Annotated in this window: 14 protein-coding genes; 6 read left to right on the top strand and 8 right to left on the bottom strand. The window is 46.7% G+C overall.

What is annotated here, in order from left to right:
* The first annotated feature begins 9 nt into the window (after positions 1 to 9).
* Complete coding sequence (locus QZW47_RS02865) at positions 10 to 492, top strand: hypothetical protein (RefSeq protein WP_293123592.1); 483 nt, start codon at positions 10 to 12, stop codon at positions 490 to 492.
* A gap of 4 nt (positions 493 to 496) precedes the next feature.
* Positions 497 to 1591 (top strand): SUMF1/EgtB/PvdO family nonheme iron enzyme, encoded by a 1095-nt coding sequence (locus tag QZW47_RS02860; protein ID WP_293123588.1) that lies wholly within the window; start codon positions 497 to 499, stop codon positions 1589 to 1591.
* Positions 1592 to 1613: 22 nt separating this feature from the next.
* Here QZW47_RS02860 and QZW47_RS02855 read toward each other — a convergent pair whose 3' ends face one another.
* The gene (locus QZW47_RS02855) at positions 1614 to 4007 is read right to left on the bottom strand and encodes an ATP-binding cassette domain-containing protein (protein ID WP_293123585.1); all 2394 of its coding nucleotides are present in this window, start codon (positions 4005 to 4007) and stop codon (positions 1614 to 1616) included.
* Positions 4008 to 4096: 89 nt separating this feature from the next.
* Here QZW47_RS02855 and QZW47_RS02850 point away from each other — a divergent pair, with 89 nt between their 5' ends.
* Together QZW47_RS02850 and QZW47_RS02845 are read left to right on the top strand one after the other, a co-directional pair.
* Complete coding sequence (locus tag QZW47_RS02850) at positions 4097 to 4219, top strand: hypothetical protein (RefSeq protein ID WP_293123582.1); 123 nt, start codon at positions 4097 to 4099, stop codon at positions 4217 to 4219.
* Entirely contained in the window at positions 4203 to 5723 is a 1521-nt protein-coding gene (locus QZW47_RS02845; protein ID WP_293123579.1) for a serine/threonine-protein kinase, read from the top strand. The genes QZW47_RS02850 and QZW47_RS02845 overlap by 17 nt, the downstream gene beginning before the upstream one ends.
* Positions 5724 to 5974: 251 nt before the next feature.
* On the opposite strand, the gene QZW47_RS02840 is transcribed toward QZW47_RS02845, so the two are convergent.
* From QZW47_RS02840 to QZW47_RS02825, 4 genes are all read right to left on the bottom strand, one after another.
* Entirely contained in the window at positions 5975 to 7633 is a 1659-nt protein-coding gene (locus tag QZW47_RS02840; RefSeq protein ID WP_293123576.1) for a trypsin-like peptidase domain-containing protein, read from the bottom strand.
* 103 nt (positions 7634 to 7736) lie between these two features.
* Positions 7737 to 8522: a serine protease gene (locus QZW47_RS02835; protein WP_293123572.1), complete on the bottom strand. Its 786-nt coding sequence runs from the start codon at positions 8520 to 8522 to the stop codon at positions 7737 to 7739.
* 31 nt (positions 8523 to 8553) lie between these two features.
* A complete protein-coding gene (locus QZW47_RS02830) occupies positions 8554 to 9111 on the bottom strand; it encodes a COP23 domain-containing protein (RefSeq protein WP_293123570.1) in 558 nt (185 codons plus the stop codon).
* Between the two features lie 423 nt (positions 9112 to 9534).
* Positions 9535 to 10821 (bottom strand): Glu/Leu/Phe/Val dehydrogenase, encoded by a 1287-nt coding sequence (locus QZW47_RS02825; protein ID WP_293123566.1) that lies wholly within the window; start codon positions 10819 to 10821, stop codon positions 9535 to 9537.
* 408 nt (positions 10822 to 11229) lie between these two features.
* On the opposite strand from QZW47_RS02825, the gene QZW47_RS02820 reads away from it, so the two are divergent.
* Positions 11230 to 11841 carry a DUF4126 domain-containing protein gene (locus QZW47_RS02820; RefSeq protein ID WP_293123563.1) on the top strand — a complete coding sequence of 204 codons (612 nt, stop codon included), beginning with the start codon at positions 11230 to 11232 and terminating at the stop codon, positions 11839 to 11841.
* A 209-nt stretch (positions 11842 to 12050) separates the two neighbouring features.
* On the opposite strand, the gene hemH is transcribed toward QZW47_RS02820, so the two are convergent.
* On the bottom strand, positions 12051 to 13214 hold the full coding sequence (gene hemH / locus QZW47_RS02815; RefSeq protein WP_293123560.1) for a ferrochelatase: 1164 nt from the start codon (positions 13212 to 13214) through the stop codon (positions 12051 to 12053).
* A 100-nt stretch (positions 13215 to 13314) separates the two neighbouring features.
* On the opposite strand from hemH, the gene QZW47_RS02810 reads away from it, so the two are divergent.
* Complete coding sequence (locus QZW47_RS02810) at positions 13315 to 13968, top strand: class I SAM-dependent methyltransferase (protein WP_293123557.1); 654 nt, start codon at positions 13315 to 13317, stop codon at positions 13966 to 13968.
* Between the two features lie 117 nt (positions 13969 to 14085).
* On the opposite strand, the gene QZW47_RS02805 is transcribed toward QZW47_RS02810, so the two are convergent.
* Positions 14086 to 14865, bottom strand: coding sequence for a hypothetical protein (locus QZW47_RS02805; protein WP_293123554.1), 780 nt, complete (start codon positions 14863 to 14865; stop codon positions 14086 to 14088).
* A 96-nt stretch (positions 14866 to 14961) separates the two neighbouring features.
* Positions 14962 to 16086, bottom strand: coding sequence for a hypothetical protein (locus tag QZW47_RS02800; protein ID WP_293123551.1), 1125 nt, complete (start codon positions 16084 to 16086; stop codon positions 14962 to 14964).
* Between the last annotated feature and the right edge of the window lie 69 nt (positions 16087 to 16155).

Below are 16155 nucleotides of genomic sequence, written 5' to 3'. Positions count from 1 at the left end.
CAATATACTATGAAGATTCGCTGTATTGCCAACAAAGGAGCTTATCTACCGGAAAATTACCTAAATCCACCGTTAGACATCACGAAAGAAACTGAATTCAAACTTATCGTAGGTAAAGAGTATATTGTCTATGCTATCTCTGAATGGCAAGGGAATTTATCGTACTATATTTGCGATGAACGCTATACTTATTATCCCATACACAATCCAGCCCCGTTATTTGAGATAGTAGATGCCAGATTTTCTCGGTACTGGCAAGTGCAATTAGCCACTAACGGTTTGTTAGAAATTGCTTTTGAGCATTGGTTCTCCATACCTTATTTTTACGAAAAACTAACTGACGGAGAAACAGAAGCAGTTTTGATTTGTGATAAAATCAAAGAACTCATGGACGCTGAATCTGAAATTCCTCAACCCCAACCTTTCTCAGTTGAGGAATTGCTCGCGATGCCTCCATTGCAGCCGGCTCGACTAGCAAAAATCCCTGGTTGAAATCATGTCAGACCATCAAAATGAACCTAGAGAATACGATGCAGTCAAGGGCGGTCAAAATTTAATTCCTGTCAATGCTGCGGTGCTTGGAGGCATTCCTGGCCTTAAAAGCCGCTTGGCCTCGCCCGCTGTCGAAGTTAGAATCGCCACACTCTCCGAAGCGCTGAAATATGGAGAAGCAGGCTTAGATTTGATAATTCGAGCATTGCAAGATGAGTCAATGCAGGTAAAATTTGCTGCCTATTCACTGCTGAAAGATAGAAATGAGGAGAAGATAAAGCAACATTTACGTAACTATTTTGAATTTGATGTCATCACAGTCGATGCGTATGGAAAAGAAAACAGCCGCAGAAAGTCGTTTTCTCACTTCTTTTCTGAAGACTTAGGTAACTCAATTGTACTGGAAATGGTTTACATCCCCGGCGGCACATTTATGATGGGTTGCCCCAACGACGAAGAGGGAGTAAATTATCAGCAAAGTCACCAGCATCAAGTCACAGTACCAGCTTTTTTTGCAGGCAAATACTCCATCACCCAAGCACAGTGGCAAGCAGTGATGGGAAACAACCCATCCCATTTCCAAGGTGAAAAACGTCCTGTAGAAAATGTATCGTGGGATGATGCGGTAGAATTCTGCGGCAAACTCTCGCTACAAACCGGGAAAAAATATCGCCTCCTGAGTGAAGCAGAATGGGAATACGCCTGTCGTGCGGGTACAACAACCCCATTTCATTTTGGGGAAACCATTACCCCGCAATTAGTCAACTATAACGGATACGGGCCCTACGCAAACGCCCCCACAGGACTTTCCCGTAAACAAACAACTGATGTCGGGAGTTTTCCCCCCAATGCCTTTGGACTGTGCGATATGCACGGCAATGTTTGGGAGTGGTGCAGCGATACGTGGCACGAAGACTGTAACGGTGGACCAACTGACGGAAGTTCCTGGGAAACTGGCGGCATAAGGGATGGTCGAGTGGTGCGTGGCAGTTCCTGGTTCGAGACTGCGCTCACTTGCCGCAGTGCCTATCGTGCCATGAGTTTTGTGGGCCTTCGCTCCCCGTTCGCCGGTTTTCGCGTGGCTCTGGTTTTCGCGTAATCTCCGTAGCTAGATGACCTACTTATTTAATAATATCTTTCCGCTTCTGCAATAGCAAAGTTGCGGTTAAATAAACTGCTGCGTGCAATCCTAAAATTCCCCAATTCAAAGCCAAGTTTTGCCAAGTTGGCTCGTAGACGGCGCTTTTCTCGAATAATTGCGGTAGGATTGTTCGATCGGGTAATTCGATCGGCTTTGGCACCATCGCGTTCACGTTAACCAAGCTGCCGTAAGCGCCCACAGACCACCGACTGACCGTCAACCACGAAATATACTGACCGATTTTCTCGATTTTAAACAGACTTCCCAGACTGAACAGGACTCCTGAAAAAATAATCTGCGGCACTAACAGCAAAGGTAAAGCACTGTTCGCCTGACTGCCATTCTTGACAAATGCCGATACCATCAATCCCAAACTCATGCTGGCCAGCAGCGTTAAAAATGTGGTAATAGCTAAGCCCAGCGCCCAAGAGATTGTATCCGGTGACGGCTGTTTAAAGCCAATTAAAATTACTCCTGTCATCAGCAATGTTTGCAGCAATGCCAATCCCGCTAGCACTACAAACTTGGAACCAACATAGGGCAATAAACCTAAATTTACCAATCTTTCTCGCTGGTAAACTGCTGATTCTTTGACAATTTCTTGCAAAGAACTTGACAAACCTACCCAAATAGCTGCTGATGTAAATACAAACACAATTCGCAGCGCTAAAAAAGCGAGGGCTGGGTCATCTGCTGTGCCTGTTACCAGCGGTTCTATATCTTTGATTCCGGCTAGCAAAATCGGGCAAACGGCAGCAGTTAACAGTCCTAAACCCACGTTAACCGGATCGCGTAAAGTTAGCTGAAAATAGCGATCGGCGAGCAATAAAAGTTGTTTAATTGGGGAGACTCTGGCGGGTTGGGGAAGTTGCGCGGGTGGGGCTTGTTTTTGCGGTGCTTTGGGACTCAGGGGCGCGGCAACATAGCGCTGGTAATAGGCGGAATTGCGATATTTGTTCGCCCATTCTTTGATAACTGTTTCGCTGGTTTCTAGTTGGTTGTAGATTTGGGAAAAGTCGGCTTGACCTACTCCAAAAAAGTTGGTGGCATCTGCTGGCGGGCCGAAGTAGCAAAGGTAGCCGTTGCGGCCGAGAAACACTAGCCGATCGCACAAATTGACATTTGCCGTAGCGTGCGTCACTAAAACCACCGTCCGCCCTTTATTTGCCAACTTTCGCAGCAGTTCCATCATCGTTTTGTCCAACCCGGGATCGAGTCCGGAAGTCGGTTCGTCCAAGAAAAACAACTTCGGATCTGCCAACAACTCGACGCCGATGCTCACCCGCTTTCTCTGGCCGCCACTGAGTTTGGCGATCGGAATGTTCCGCTTGTGAGACATATCAATATCTGCCAGAGTCTTTGTCAAAGCTTGCTCGACATCCGTATCCGGCGGCAGTCGCAATTTAATTGCATAAGTCAGGGCTTCTTCCACCGTCAATTCGCCGTGAACTACATCATCTTGCGGCACGTAACCGATTAAAGAACTGTAGGATGCAAAGTTTTTTCGCAGTTCCTCGCCGTTGACGTAAACTGCGCCGCGAGTTGTGGTTTCAATCCCCAGCAAAGTCCGCATTAATGTGGATTTTCCCGCACCGCTTCCTCCGACTAACGCCACTAACTGTCCGGGCTCGATTGTTAGGGAAATATCGTTGACGAAAGGTCGAACTAAGTTAATTGCTTCCAAGCGGATCGGATTTCCCGGATCGAGGACGGTGATTTCTTCATTTTGATAAATTAGCAGAAAAGGGCCGATCCGAATTTTTGCACCTTCGGTTAAAACCGCTGTTTTTTTGATGCGTTTACCGTTAACAAACACGCCGTTAACGCTGGTGTCTGTGAGGATGTATTCTCCGCGTTTGTTCGCATCGATCGTACAATGGGTGCGGGAGACGATCGGCGAATTTAACTCTAGCGTAGAAGTGCGATCGCGTCCCAAGACGACCGATCGATTTCTCAGAGACACAGACTCCCGCGAACCCAAAACGGCCAGCGCCGGACTTCCGGGATTGAAATAACTTACCCGCACCGGATTTCTCAAATCTTTACCGACGCGCAACTCGATTCCGTGCTGCAAAACGCAGCCTTGATTCGGAGTTATAGCAGTTTCAGCAGGAAGTACAAATAACCCGCCACTGCTGGGTTTGACGCCATCGCCGTCATAGATGCGATAGTCGTCTCCTTCTTGGCGCAAAATAGCTTGACATCTCGACAGTTTCTCCCAGTCTTGAGGAACTAGCAAGTCAGCTTTGTCGGGAGCTCGCCCCAGTACGTGTTCAGTCTTTGTCAGTTCCAAGCGTACCACTTCGCCTTGATAGTCGATTTCTAAATAGGGGTTGGCGATTAAGTTTGTTTTTTTCTGGGTGTGACCGGTCATAGGATTTTAGGTTTTAGATTTTTGATTTTAGATTCGACGATAATTCAGTATTCAAAACATGAGTAATGTTATATCATGTTTAATAATCAATGCTGACCAGCACCTCACTAATTCCCAGCTATCCCAATTCGGGTAGCTTTCAGGAAGCTGCTTTGGCACTAGATAATATTTCTACCAAGCTAATTCCTCCCTACCATGAGCTACTGCATTAATCCCAACTGCCGCTATCCAGAAAATCCACAAAATCAGGAGAATATCAAGTTTTGCCAAAGCTGCGGCTCAAAGTTGTTGATAGACGAACGCTATCGGGTAATTAGTGTTTTGGGACAAGGAGGCTTTGGCAAAACTTTTGAAGTCAGAGATAGAGACGAGAGTCGGAAAGTTTTAAAAGTTCTGATTAACAACGATCCTTTGGCGGTGGAACTGTTTCAGAGAGAAGCTCATGTTTTGCAGCGGCTGAAGCATCCAGGACTTCCGAAAGTAGAACCCGACGCCTATTTTACTTTCAAACCTAACGATACGAGCAATTTGTTGCACTGTCTGGTAATGGAGAAGATTGAAGGTAAGAATTTGCTGCAATGGTTGGCGGAGCGGAACCACCAACCTATTTCCTCGGAACTAGCTATAGACTGGTTGACGCAACTGACTGAAATCTTGAATCTCGTTCACAATCAAAATTATTTTCACCGGGATATTAAGCCGCCGAATATTATGTGCCGCTCGAACGATAAATTAACTTTGATTGATTTTGGGGCGGTGCGGGAATTCACAGAAACTGTTCAAAGAACCAGTGGAGAGGTGACAAGAATTTCTTCGATGGGTTACACTCCGCCGGAACAGAAAAATGGCAAGGCTGAGCCGCGATCGGATTTTTTTGCTTTGGGCCGGACTTTTGTGTATTTGCTGACGGCTCAAGAACCGAGAAATTTGCAGGAAGATCCGCGATCGGGTAAATTGATTTGGCGGACTTTGGCGACTCAAGTATCGAAGCCGGTAGCCGACTTGGTTGACGATTTAATGGCTCATTTCCCAAACGGGCGCCCGAAAGATACGCAAATTTTGTTGCAGCGACTAGGTAAAATGGTCGTGAAGCCAAGCTATCCCGTAGGGAATAGCCCGCCATCGCCATCTTCCTCTCAGAAAACTCCTGCATTTGCTTTGGGGTGGAAGCCGGCTTTAGTCGGGCTGGGAGTTGCAGGGGCGATCGCAGCTTCCACTTTCGCAATCCAAAATTTCTCTAAAACTCAATTTGAAAATTTATTAAGTTATCAAAGTTCCGCCCATAATTTTAAAATCAAGTATCCTGAAAAGTGGGAAAAACAAGAGTTGCAAAACCCAGTAATTAACGATGTGGTTGTATTCATCGCCCCCAAAAAGAATACCGCTGATGCTTATCAAGAACAAATTACTATCAGCATTGAAGATTTGCCGAAGCCCATGTCTCTCGATGAATACAATCAGTCGTCTCTCAAACAAATTAAAAGTAATTTTACTGATGTTAAAATTTTAGAAGAAAATCCTAAAACAATTGCTAATCATCGAGGCTATACTGTTGTTTTTGATGATAAAGACGGACAGACAAATACTAAAAAAATGCAAACTTGGACGTTGATGAATAATAAAGCTTACGTGATTACTTACACTGCGGAAAAATCAGAGTATTCGCAATATTTGAAAACTGCTGAAAATATGATGAATTCGTTTGAAATTAACTAATTTTGTTGTTTGTAGTAAGGACTTTAGTCCTTATTTTATCAGATGAGAGAGGACTGAAGTCCTCACTACGAACCTTAAGAAGGACTGAAGTCCTCACTACGAACTTTAAGAAGGACTGAAGTCCTCACTACGAACTTTAAGAAGGACTGAAGTCCTCACTACGAACTTTAAGAAGGACTGAAGTCCTCACTACGAACTTTAAGAAGGACTGAAGTCCTCACTACGAACTTTAAGAAGGACTGAAGTCCTCACTACGAACCGGCTTGATTTTGCCACTTTTTGCCGAAATCTGTGAGCGTTTCCTTGGGAATTTGCTGTTGCAACCATTCCAGGGCACGATTTTGGTGGGGGTGGAGGCCGGTGCGATCGTACACTTTGCAGACATCCACCAAGTTTATCGGTTTGTTACCGGCTCTTGCTATCAATTGAGTGCGCCACTCTTGGGCGAATTTTTCCATGGTTTGGGCGGAAATTCTGCCCTGCAACCACTCTAATGCTCTCTCTTGGTGGGGAGTTTGACCGCTGAGGTCGTAAGTGTTGCAAACATTCACTAGGCTCAAAAACCCGATCGGCCCTGCGGCTCTAGTTTGAGGTGGATTTACTCTGGCTGCGGGAGTAGGTGCAGGCCTTGGCGCAGGTGCAGGCTGGGTTACTAGGTTGTTTTGCTGGGGCAGACTGCTGGCACTCTTGCGCTCGGTACCCACACCGCAAGCTAAATTATTTCTGCCGTAAGTCGGATCGGAAGGGCGAACATTGATTGCTGTTGTGGCTTCGCAGACTATCGAGACAGTCGTTGGATTGCTTAAACTGGCGTTTTCCTCTAGGAAAATTGCTCCCACATAAGCTTTCATGTCGGCAGACTTAGGTATTGCGTAGTGAAAAGCGCCTCTGGTGGTGGTGCGAATCGCAAAGTTGTAATCCTGTGGCAATAAAATACTAAAGCTTTTGGCGATCGACGGCACAGAATTGAGAAAATCGCGGTTGCGAACAACATAGGTTTGCTGGCCGCGCACCATCGAACTAATTGCCGACTCCGCAGGTGATTGCGGTTCCCTAGCTGCAATGCGTTCTGGTTCTGGCGCTGGTGCTTCCGCCTGCGGTGCTGGCGCTGGCGCTGGTGCGGGGGCTGGTGCGGGTGCAGGTGTTGGCGCTGGTGCTGGTGTGGGGACTGGCGCTGGCGTTATGGGCGGTGGGGGTGCTATTTGCACGGGCGGATTCTGGGCTTGGGTCGATCGTGCGTCGCCACTTATTTGGTTCCGTCTCGCCAGAAATATCTCAAAAGGAACGCCGTAATTGCCGACAGCACCTTGAACTGCGCGCACGTCAGCTTTGCCGTGAATTCCCACCAAACGGCCGTTGCTGTCGAGCACCGGCCCGCCGCTCATGCCGGGGAGAGCGTCGCCGGTGTAAGATAGCTCGTAACCTTCATTCGATCCGGGCGATCGACCCGTAACGCGGACTTCGTAGAAACGGTAACTGCGTTTGGTGTCTACTTGTCCGGGACTGGGATAACCTGCATAATAAATTGTTGATCCCGGTAGCAAGTTTGTGGAATTTCCCTGTTGGGCAACGGTATAGTTATTGCGGCTCTGGAACTGCAACAAAGCTAAATCAGTTCCGGGTATAGCGCGGGCCTCGTAGATTTTGTAGCTCATCCCGTCGGGGGTTTGGATAAAGCATTCGCCAGTTGTTGCTACAACGTGGTTGGCTGTGAGGACGGTGTAATTTTCGCCTTGACGCTCAATTATCGCTCCCGATCCTTGACAGTCCTTGGCGATCATTACTGTAAACTTCTGGGCAATTTCACTGATTTGTGTTGGTTCTAAGGCAGTTGCTGGGAGTATTTGAAATGACGATATCGCGATCGTCCCGATTAGTGCTGCTGGAATTATGCTATAGTATTTCGTCATTTTCCAAATATTAGTTTAGTTTAAGTAATATTAGGGCGCCTTGATAGATATGTTCGTGCGATCGTCCCCCCAAAGCCAAGCACGATCGCACGCTGAATCGCGCCTATTTTGTCAGAGAATTGGTTGTCATTTCCAAGGCTGAAGGTGCTAGCTGCTTGAAAGTGTCGATCGGAATTCCCCAACTGTACTTGCTCATCTGCTCCCGCAGTGCTGCATTCGGTTCAGTGCCGTCTTTATACTGATAGGGGTCTCCCCACAACGGGTAAGCATGGACGCCGTTAACGCCCACCAGCTCGCCCCGAGCGTTCAGCAGCGGCCCGCCGCTCATGCCTTTTTCAATATCGTTGGTGTAGCCAATTTGATAGCCGCCTTCCAAAGCTTTGTCAAGCACCAGCCAAACTTTGCCAGTTTTGAAAACAAATCCTCGGTCTTTTTCACCTTCTTCTGTAAAAGGAAACCCACCTGCAAAGACTTGATCGTCAACTTTGGGCACAGCACCAGGCTTAGCGGTGCTGTATTCAACGCTGCTAGTAAAGCGCAACAATGCTAAATCGTTGCCTTTAAAATTAGTGTCTTTGACAAAGGTTGCAGGGTAAATTTTATTATCTGGAGTTTGGATTTGGTAGGGCGCTGTCCCGGCTTTGAGGACGTGTTCGTTTGTCAGCACGGTGTACTGCGAGCCCTGCTTGCGGATGGCGATTCCCGTTCCTGCAACTTGTCCAGACGATCGCACCCTGACAGCTATCGATTCAGCTTGCTGCTGCAATCGCTGTTGCGACATTTCAACTGGCAGTTGTTTTAAGGAATTTTTGGCAGGCGGAAGTTGTGCAGGTAGCATCATCGAGATGCCGCTGATACAAGTTGCCAAGATTAGTGAACGCCAATCCATGTTTGTTTAGCTCGCAGTTTCTTTGCTACTTTTACCACAAACGCTCGTTATCTGCCGGTTCGTTGTCAAACAATAGGTTCAGATTGACATTAGCAGCGCCGTTTTCATAGGTTACCAGTTGCTTTTCTCCGCTCAAGTAAAGGGGTTGTTTGGACGCGCGGTTGCGGGTATCGAGCATTTGTTCGAGAATCAGGTTGGCATTGCTGCGTTGTGGTACTGTCACCACTACTGCTTCAGCACTCGAACAATTGCCGCTACCTCTGGCTCGATCGATGCACAATACTTGTTGAGAGTTAAAAGTCCCTGCTCTCATGAATCTGAGCTGTCCGTTGTCGTTAAACCGTTGAAATCTAGCCGATACATCTTCACAGCGTCGCTTGGGAGTCCATCCGGAAGCTGAAAAAGCTTCATTGCTCCAAACTATCAGCGGTACGTTGCCTCTAGCGGTGCGGACGATGGTTGCGGGTTTGCCTTCGCTAATCCCGCAGTAGAATTGATTTCTGCTTTGAGCTTGAGCCGGCTGCGAGAAAACAGCCGATGTACCTATGACCAGCGCGGCCGCGGCAGTGCCAAATAACGGTTGTCTCATTGGGTAGCCTATATAGTTTTAATGATTGAAAGTTTTTTTACGTTCTCTCCCGTTAAACTCGATCGAGTTCAAAGGAGACCCCTTGTCGCATTTAGTTATAAAATCTTGCGACCATTAGCATTTAACTTTACAGTATGAAATAATATTAGTCAATCGCTGCCCAGCAACTTTTTGATAACTAGCTGCCTGTTGTCGGCTGCGCCGAAGCCCGCCGCACAATTATATTTAATCTTTTTTTGTGGAACAGGCTTCGACGCTGTTCCCAGCCTGCCCCACAATCATATTTAATCTTTCTTTTGTGGAACAGGCATCTTGCCTGTTCATTTGTGGAACAGGCATCTTGCCTGTTCATTTGTGGCACAGTCATCTTGCCTGTTCATTTGTGGCACAGGCTTCGACGCTGTTCCATCGTTCCAACTTCCGTCAACCGTTCAGGTAATAATCCCGCGTTCCCTTCGCATTCATCGCTTCTCCGAGTCGGTGCAAACCGTACACGTAAGCCGCCGTTCTCATACAAACCGACAACTCCTGAGATTTTTTCCAAATTGCCTCAGTTTCCTCAACCATTTTGTGCTGCAACCGCTGATTGACTTCCTCCAGAGTCCAATAAAGTCCGCTGCGATTTTGCACCCACTCAAAATAACTCACCGTCACCCCGCCAGCATTGGCTAAAATATCCGGGATTACCTGAATTCCCCGCGATTCCAAAATCAAATCAGCAGCAGAATCAATCGGCCCGTTCGCTACTTCAAAAATAAATTTAGCCTTGACATCATTAGCATTTTGTGCAGTAATTTGATTCTCCAAAGCTGCTGGAACCAGCACGTCAACATCTAAGGCTAAAAGTTGCTCGTTTGTCAAGATTTCGTGTTCGACAATATTGCAAACCGAACCTTCGCAGTAAATAGCTTTGATACCTTTGTTAGCTTCCTTGAAACGGCGGATGCTGGGAATATCTAGCCCTTGTTTCGCATAAATTCCCCCTTGGGAATCGCTGACAGCCACAACTTTGTAACCGGCCCTCCAGAGCAATTCTGCTAATTCGGCCCCGGCATTGCCGAAACCTTGGACGGCTACCGTTGTCTCCCCCGGACTTCGGTTAAATTTGGGTAGGAGATTTTGAATCACAAAAAAAGCGCCGGTGGCGGTGGCGGTATCTCTACCCAAACTACCGCCGATTGTGACTGGTTTACCTGTCACCACCGCCGGACTGAGCTGCCTTTTAATAATACTGTACTGATCCATCATCCAACCCATAATCATCGGATTGGTGTAGACATCCGGTGCGGGAATATCGACATCCGGGCCGATGAAATCTGCGATCGCATCCACGTAACCCCGGCTCAACCTTTCTAATTCTAGTTTGGACAATTCTTTAGGATTGACGGTAATTCCGCCCTTGGCTCCTCCAAAGGGTATGTTGAGCACTGCACATTTAAATGTCATCCAAAATGCCAAGGATTGCACTTCATCGAGGGATACTTTCGGGTGGTAGCGCACTCCTCCTTTCGACGGGCCTCTGGTATCGTCGTAGCGCACCCGATACCCTTGGAAAATTCGCAGGGAACCGTCGTCCATCCGCACGGGAATTGATACTATTAAGCTGGATTTGGGATATTTGAGCCGCTCGATCGTATCCTCTGACAGGGATACATATTTTAAGGCTCGTTCTAGTCGGCGGCTGGCATCGGTAAATAATGATTCAGACATAAGAGGAAGGAAGAAGGAAGAAGGAAGAAGGAAGAAGGAAGAAGGAAGAGGGAAGAGGGAAGAGGGAAGAGGGAAGATAGGAGAATAATTGGCTGGAAATCTCTGGGTTAGGTGGTATTGAAAATTTAATTATTTCGGCTTAACTGCTGGTTTTTCCATAACATACTTTCTAATTTAATCACGATCGCGCTTTAGTTCTGCACAAGCGCCTTCTACTTTCTGTCGATCGACTTGGGTGACAGTCCCCAGCAGGGATTCGGCAAATACACTTAAAATAAAGAGATATATTTCAAGCTCAAGGGGTAATTTGAGTTCGATCGCTCAAATCACCGCCAGCCACCAGGGGAATTCAATTCTGAAATAGATCGGATCGAAGCTTGAGCAAACGTTATCAAGTGAATTATTATTATGGTTGGACTCCTAGCCGCGCTCTCTGCGTCTGCGGCGGGGGGTATGAGAATTGCCCTGCCCCTGCTGTTAATTGGTTTGTTGCGGATAGACAAACTTTGGTCAGAAATACCTCTATTGTCTCGGGTTCACCCGCAAGTGGCGATATCGATCTTGGTGAGTTGGTCGCTGTTAGAGGTGTTTGCTTCTAAAACATTTGTGGGACAGCGGGTGCTGCAAGTTGTGCAAATTATTTTCAGTCCCATTGTAGGAGCAATTATGGGAATTGCGATCGCTCAGGTAAGTGCGATCGACGAAGTTATTGTTCACCCTTGGATGCTGTGGATTATTGGTATTGTCGGAGGTTTGCTGGCTTTGGTGCTGCAACTGGTACAAGCAGGATGGCTTTACAGACTACAGATTTTACCGATTTGGGTGATTTTCCTGCAAGATGTTCTGTGTATTTCCTTGGTGTTGTTTGCTTTTGACGCGCCGAAAGAGGGTGCGTTAATTGCGATGCTGCTGCTGTGGATGGCTATTCGCAGTTCTAAGGAGTGGTATCGTTGGTACCGAAGTCAGGGAATACCGGGCGATGGGGGAAATCCCCGCCGCGGCAAGCGCGATCCCGATTAGTTTAGTTATTTGTTATTTGTTATCTGTTATTTGTCATATCGTTTACGGTTGTTTCGGAATGATTTAACCGCAGAGACCGCAGAGGACGCTGAGGAAGAGAAGAGAGAGATGAATAATTCCGATACCAACGGATTTTATATCATTAGTCATTTGTAACAACAGTGAACAGTCAACAGTCAACAGTCAACTGTCAACTGTCAACTGTCAATTTAAAGCAAGCCGATCGAGTGTAACGGGCCTTGACCCGTAATTAACTCAATCACTAATGCGATAAAACCAATCATTGCTACACGACCGTTCCAGACTTCCGCCCCCGTCGTCAAACCCCACTCCCATTGCTCTTGAGGGTACATTTTAACTTTCTTGGAAGGGCGTATCACATCCAAGAATTTAACGCTGGGAGATTCTATCGACTCGATAACTAAATCTGCCAAAGCTTCAATAAATACCGGATGAGTATTCAATGCAGGGACTCGGTAGAAATTTTCAATCCCCGACTCTTCTGCTAATTCTCGATACTCCATGTCAATTTCTTGCAGAGTTTCGATGTGTTCGGAAACAAAACTAATTGGAACTACCAACAAATCTTGAACTCCACTTTCTGCCAATTCGGTAATCGCTTCTTCGGTGTAAGGCTTCAGCCATTCCACCGGGCCAACCCGACTTTGGTAGGCGAGAGTGTGTTCGTTCGATCGATTCAAATGTTCCATAATCAGGCGAGTGCAATCTTGAATCTCGCGCTGATATGGGTCTCCAGCCTCTTCTACGTAGCTGAGGGGGACGCCGTGGGCGCTGAAAAAGATGTGAACTCGATCGGGATTTGGATTGTGATCTAATTCTTGGGCGATCAATTCCGACATGGCCTGAATGTAGCCCGGTCGGTGATACCAAGAAGGAATCGCGGTATATTCTATCTGGTTGAGGTCGGGATCTTGACCCCAGATTTCTTCTAACTGTCGGAAGCTAGAACCGCTGGTGCTGATAGAAAATTGAGGATACAATGGCAAGATTGCCAAGTGTTCGATGCGATCGCGCTTAATTTTGGCGATCGCCTCTTCAGTAAAAGGATGCCAGTAGCGCATCCCCACATATACTCGAGCATCTTGTCCCTTTTCTCGCAAGACTTCTTCCAGGGAAGCGGCTTGTTCTTCGGTAATCCGTAGCAAAGGAGAGCCGCCCCCGATTTGGCGGTAGTTTTCCTGGGATTTTTTAAAACGCAGGGTCGAAATCAACCAGGCGAGCGGTTTCTGCATCCACGGAAACGGAATGCGAATGATTTCCGGGTCAGCAAACAAGTTGAACAGGAAAGGACGGACATCCTCGATTTTATCTGGCCCGCCCAAGTTTAATAGCAATACTCCCAAACGGCCCATAGCGGTTACAGCTCTCCCATCGTCTCAGTTCTGTTACTTATTTTAATAATATAGCTTCATAATATCTTAAGTCGATAGCAAGATATACATAATTTTGAATATGGCAACAATTTTTAGAGATTTAAGTTATCGGTATCAATGGCTGTACGATGCGATCGCCCGTCTGGCTGCTTTGAGCGTAGGCGGCGAAGCTCGTTTTCGGCAACTAGCGCTGCAAAATTTGACCGTCAGCGAGGAAACTAAGATTTTAGACCTTTGTTGCGGTAGCGGTCAAACTACGCAGTTTCTGGCGCAATATTCCCAGGATGTCACAGGACTGGACGCTTCGCCATTGTCGCTGCAACGCGCCAGAAAAAATGTGCCGTCTGCTAATTATGTAGAAGCTTTTGCCGAGTCGATGCCTTTTGGCGGCGGTGATTTTGATTTGGTACACAGTAGTGTTGCGATGCACGAAATGCAGCCCGCACAGTTGAAGCAAATCTTTCAAGAGGTACACCGCGTGCTGAAGCCGGGGGGTCTATTCATTTTGGTAGATTTTCATCGACCCACAAATCCGCTATTTTGGCCAGGATTGGCTGTATTTTTGTGGTTGTTTGAAACTGAAACTGCTTGGAAATTAATTGAAACTGACCTGAAGATTTTGTTGGCAGAGATAGGATTTAAACAGTACAATTCCAAAGGAAGTCAACAACCTAAACTTTATGCTGGCGGCAGCATTCAAGTAATTCAAGTTCAAAAGTCAGTTGACAGTTGACAGTTGACAGAAGAGCCCGCCCGCGGAGTCGAGGGGTTGACAGTTGACAGAAGAGCCCCGAGCGGAGTCGAGGGGTTGACAGTTGACAGTTGTCATTGGTCATTTGTCATCAGTGAGTTAGTGGGAAAGAAACCGGGTTTCTACGATTTTTCGGTTGAGTGATGATAAATCTCGGCAGAAACCCGGTTTCTGAACTCGGCGCGGGTGGGAAAGAAACCGGGTTTCTACGATTTTTCGGTTGAGTGACGATAAATCTCGGCAGAAACCCGGTTTCTGAACTCGGCGCGGGTGGGAAAGAAACCGGGTTTCTACAAGTTTTTGGTTGAGTGACGATAAATCTCGGCAGAAACCCGGTTTCTGAACTCGACGCGAGTGGGAAAGAAACCGGGTTTCTACAAGTTTTTGGTTGAGTGACGATAAATCTCGGCAGAAACCCGGTTTCTGAACTCGACGCGAGTGGGAAAGAAACCGGGTTTCTACAAGTTTTTGGTTGAGTGACGATAAATCTCGGCAGAAACCCGGTTTCTGAACTCGACGCGAGTGGGAAAGAAACCGGGTTTCTACAAGTTTTTGGTTGAGTGACGATAAATCTCGGCAGAAACCCGGTTTCTGAACTCGACGCGAGTGGGAAAGAAACCGGGTTTCTACAAGTTTTTGGTTGAGTGACGATAAATCTCGGCAGAAACCCGGTTTCTGAACTCGACGCGGGTGGGAAAGAAACCGGGTTTCTACGATTTTTCGGTTGAGTGACGACAAATCTGGGCAGAAACCCGGTTTCTGAACTCGGCGCGGGTGGGAAAGAAACCGGGTTTCTACAAGTTTTTGGTTGAGTGACGATAAATCTCGGCAGAAACCCGGTTTCTGAACTCGGCACGCGCGGGCTACTATACTTTTCAACTAATGACCAAGGACAAATGACCACCCTTCGACTTCGCTCTTCGGGCGAGATGACAAATGACCAATGACTAATGACTAATGACAAATGACCAATGACTAAACAAACTTTTTCGCTTCAATCAAAGCCGCTTCAAACTTAAGCAATACATCCTTTTCTGTGTGAATAACTTTCTCTTGTTCCAGCAGCGGGCGACCAAAACGAAAAATGCCGTCTTGTTCTACGTGGTCTACAGCAGGAATCGTTTCGGGATGCGGCAAAAATTTTCTGCCGATCGTGTACGGCGTGTGGTAAGAAAAACTAAAATCGGGAAACTTGTCACTTTTGATTTCGAGGTAGTAAAGCGAATAATAATCTTTGGTTTCGCTGTACACGCATTCGCGGCACTTATTTACCAGCTTCCGGTTCTGATAGAAAAAATCCCACTTGTCCCAATAGTAGTCATCTTTCATCATGTCCTGGTGGTCATCGCACAGTTCGAGATATAATTTGTCAGCGTCGGGAGGACGGTAAAAGTAAAGCATCGCATAGGGCATCTCAATCAGTAACTTGACTGCTTGATTTTTGCGAGCGTACCATTTTTGTTGGTGAGTTTCGTCGTATATTTCGTTACTATTAATTGCTTTAAAGCTGTTAATCTGATGTTCTTTTGCCCACCGCGAGGCCCAGACTGTCCAGTAAGCTAACTGGAAAGTTGCTGAAATTTCTGCCGAGCCTTGTTCTTTCCAGTCTGCAATAATTTTTTCCCACGCTGCACTAAAAGCTAATCGCGATTGTTCGTTTTGCTCTGAGTTTTCAGTATTGATTGAGTCGGCTCTGGGATGATTATTTTTAATCAGCCCTTTGGGTTCTTTGCGCCAGTTATCAATGTCTGTTGGTGTCAGACTTAAGATGAATCTTCTGTCGTGAACGGGATATTCTAAATGAATTCCAGATTTACGAAAAGAGCGGTATTCTAAGATGGGGAGCTTGCCTTGTTCGATCCACTGCTGGCGTTCTGCTGCCGAACACTTGAGCATTTTTTCTAATTCTACCGGATCGACGGCTAATTCACTTTTGAAAGTCTCCCAAAATCTTTCTTGTTCGGCTGCATTTACTTCGAGCACTGATACAATTGTGCTGACGATGCTATCTGTTCGATCTTGGCAATTGTCGGGAAGTCCTAAGAAGTCGAGGAGTTGGGCTTTGAGTATGGGTCTGGAAGAGATTAGCTCGGCTAACATGAGAAGCTCCAGTAGAGTCTGAACTTGCAACCTTGAATTCGCAAGATTTATGCAAGTCCTTATATATCT

The sequence above is a fragment of the Microcoleus sp. bin38.metabat.b11b12b14.051 genome, assembly GCF_013299165.1.
Classification (GTDB): domain Bacteria; phylum Cyanobacteriota; class Cyanobacteriia; order Cyanobacteriales; family Microcoleaceae; genus Microcoleus.
Note: the sequence above shows the minus strand (reverse complement) of the source record. Positions and strands in the feature narration are given on the sequence as shown.

Coding starts and splice junctions, on each gene's coding strand:
- QZW47_RS02865 (WP_293123592.1), top strand. CDS start 10: ATGAAGATTCGCTGTATTGCCAACAAAGGAGCTTATCTACCGGAAAAT.
- QZW47_RS02860 (WP_293123588.1), top strand. CDS start 497: ATGTCAGACCATCAAAATGAACCTAGAGAATACGATGCAGTCAAGGGC.
- QZW47_RS02855 (WP_293123585.1), bottom strand. CDS start 4,007: ATGACCGGTCACACCCAGAAAAAAACAAACTTAATCGCCAACCCCTAT.
- QZW47_RS02850 (WP_293123582.1), top strand. CDS start 4,097: ATGCTGACCAGCACCTCACTAATTCCCAGCTATCCCAATTCGGGTAGC.
- QZW47_RS02845 (WP_293123579.1), top strand. CDS start 4,203: ATGAGCTACTGCATTAATCCCAACTGCCGCTATCCAGAAAATCCACAA.
- QZW47_RS02840 (WP_293123576.1), bottom strand. CDS start 7,633: ATGACGAAATACTATAGCATAATTCCAGCAGCACTAATCGGGACGATC.
- QZW47_RS02835 (WP_293123572.1), bottom strand. CDS start 8,522: ATGGATTGGCGTTCACTAATCTTGGCAACTTGTATCAGCGGCATCTCG.
- QZW47_RS02830 (WP_293123570.1), bottom strand. CDS start 9,111: ATGAGACAACCGTTATTTGGCACTGCCGCGGCCGCGCTGGTCATAGGT.
- QZW47_RS02825 (WP_293123566.1), bottom strand. CDS start 10,821: ATGTCTGAATCATTATTTACCGATGCCAGCCGCCGACTAGAACGAGCC.
- QZW47_RS02820 (WP_293123563.1), top strand. CDS start 11,230: ATGGTTGGACTCCTAGCCGCGCTCTCTGCGTCTGCGGCGGGGGGTATG.
- hemH (WP_293123560.1), bottom strand. CDS start 13,214: ATGGGCCGTTTGGGAGTATTGCTATTAAACTTGGGCGGGCCAGATAAA.
- QZW47_RS02810 (WP_293123557.1), top strand. CDS start 13,315: ATGGCAACAATTTTTAGAGATTTAAGTTATCGGTATCAATGGCTGTAC.
- QZW47_RS02800 (WP_293123551.1), bottom strand. CDS start 16,086: ATGTTAGCCGAGCTAATCTCTTCCAGACCCATACTCAAAGCCCAACTC.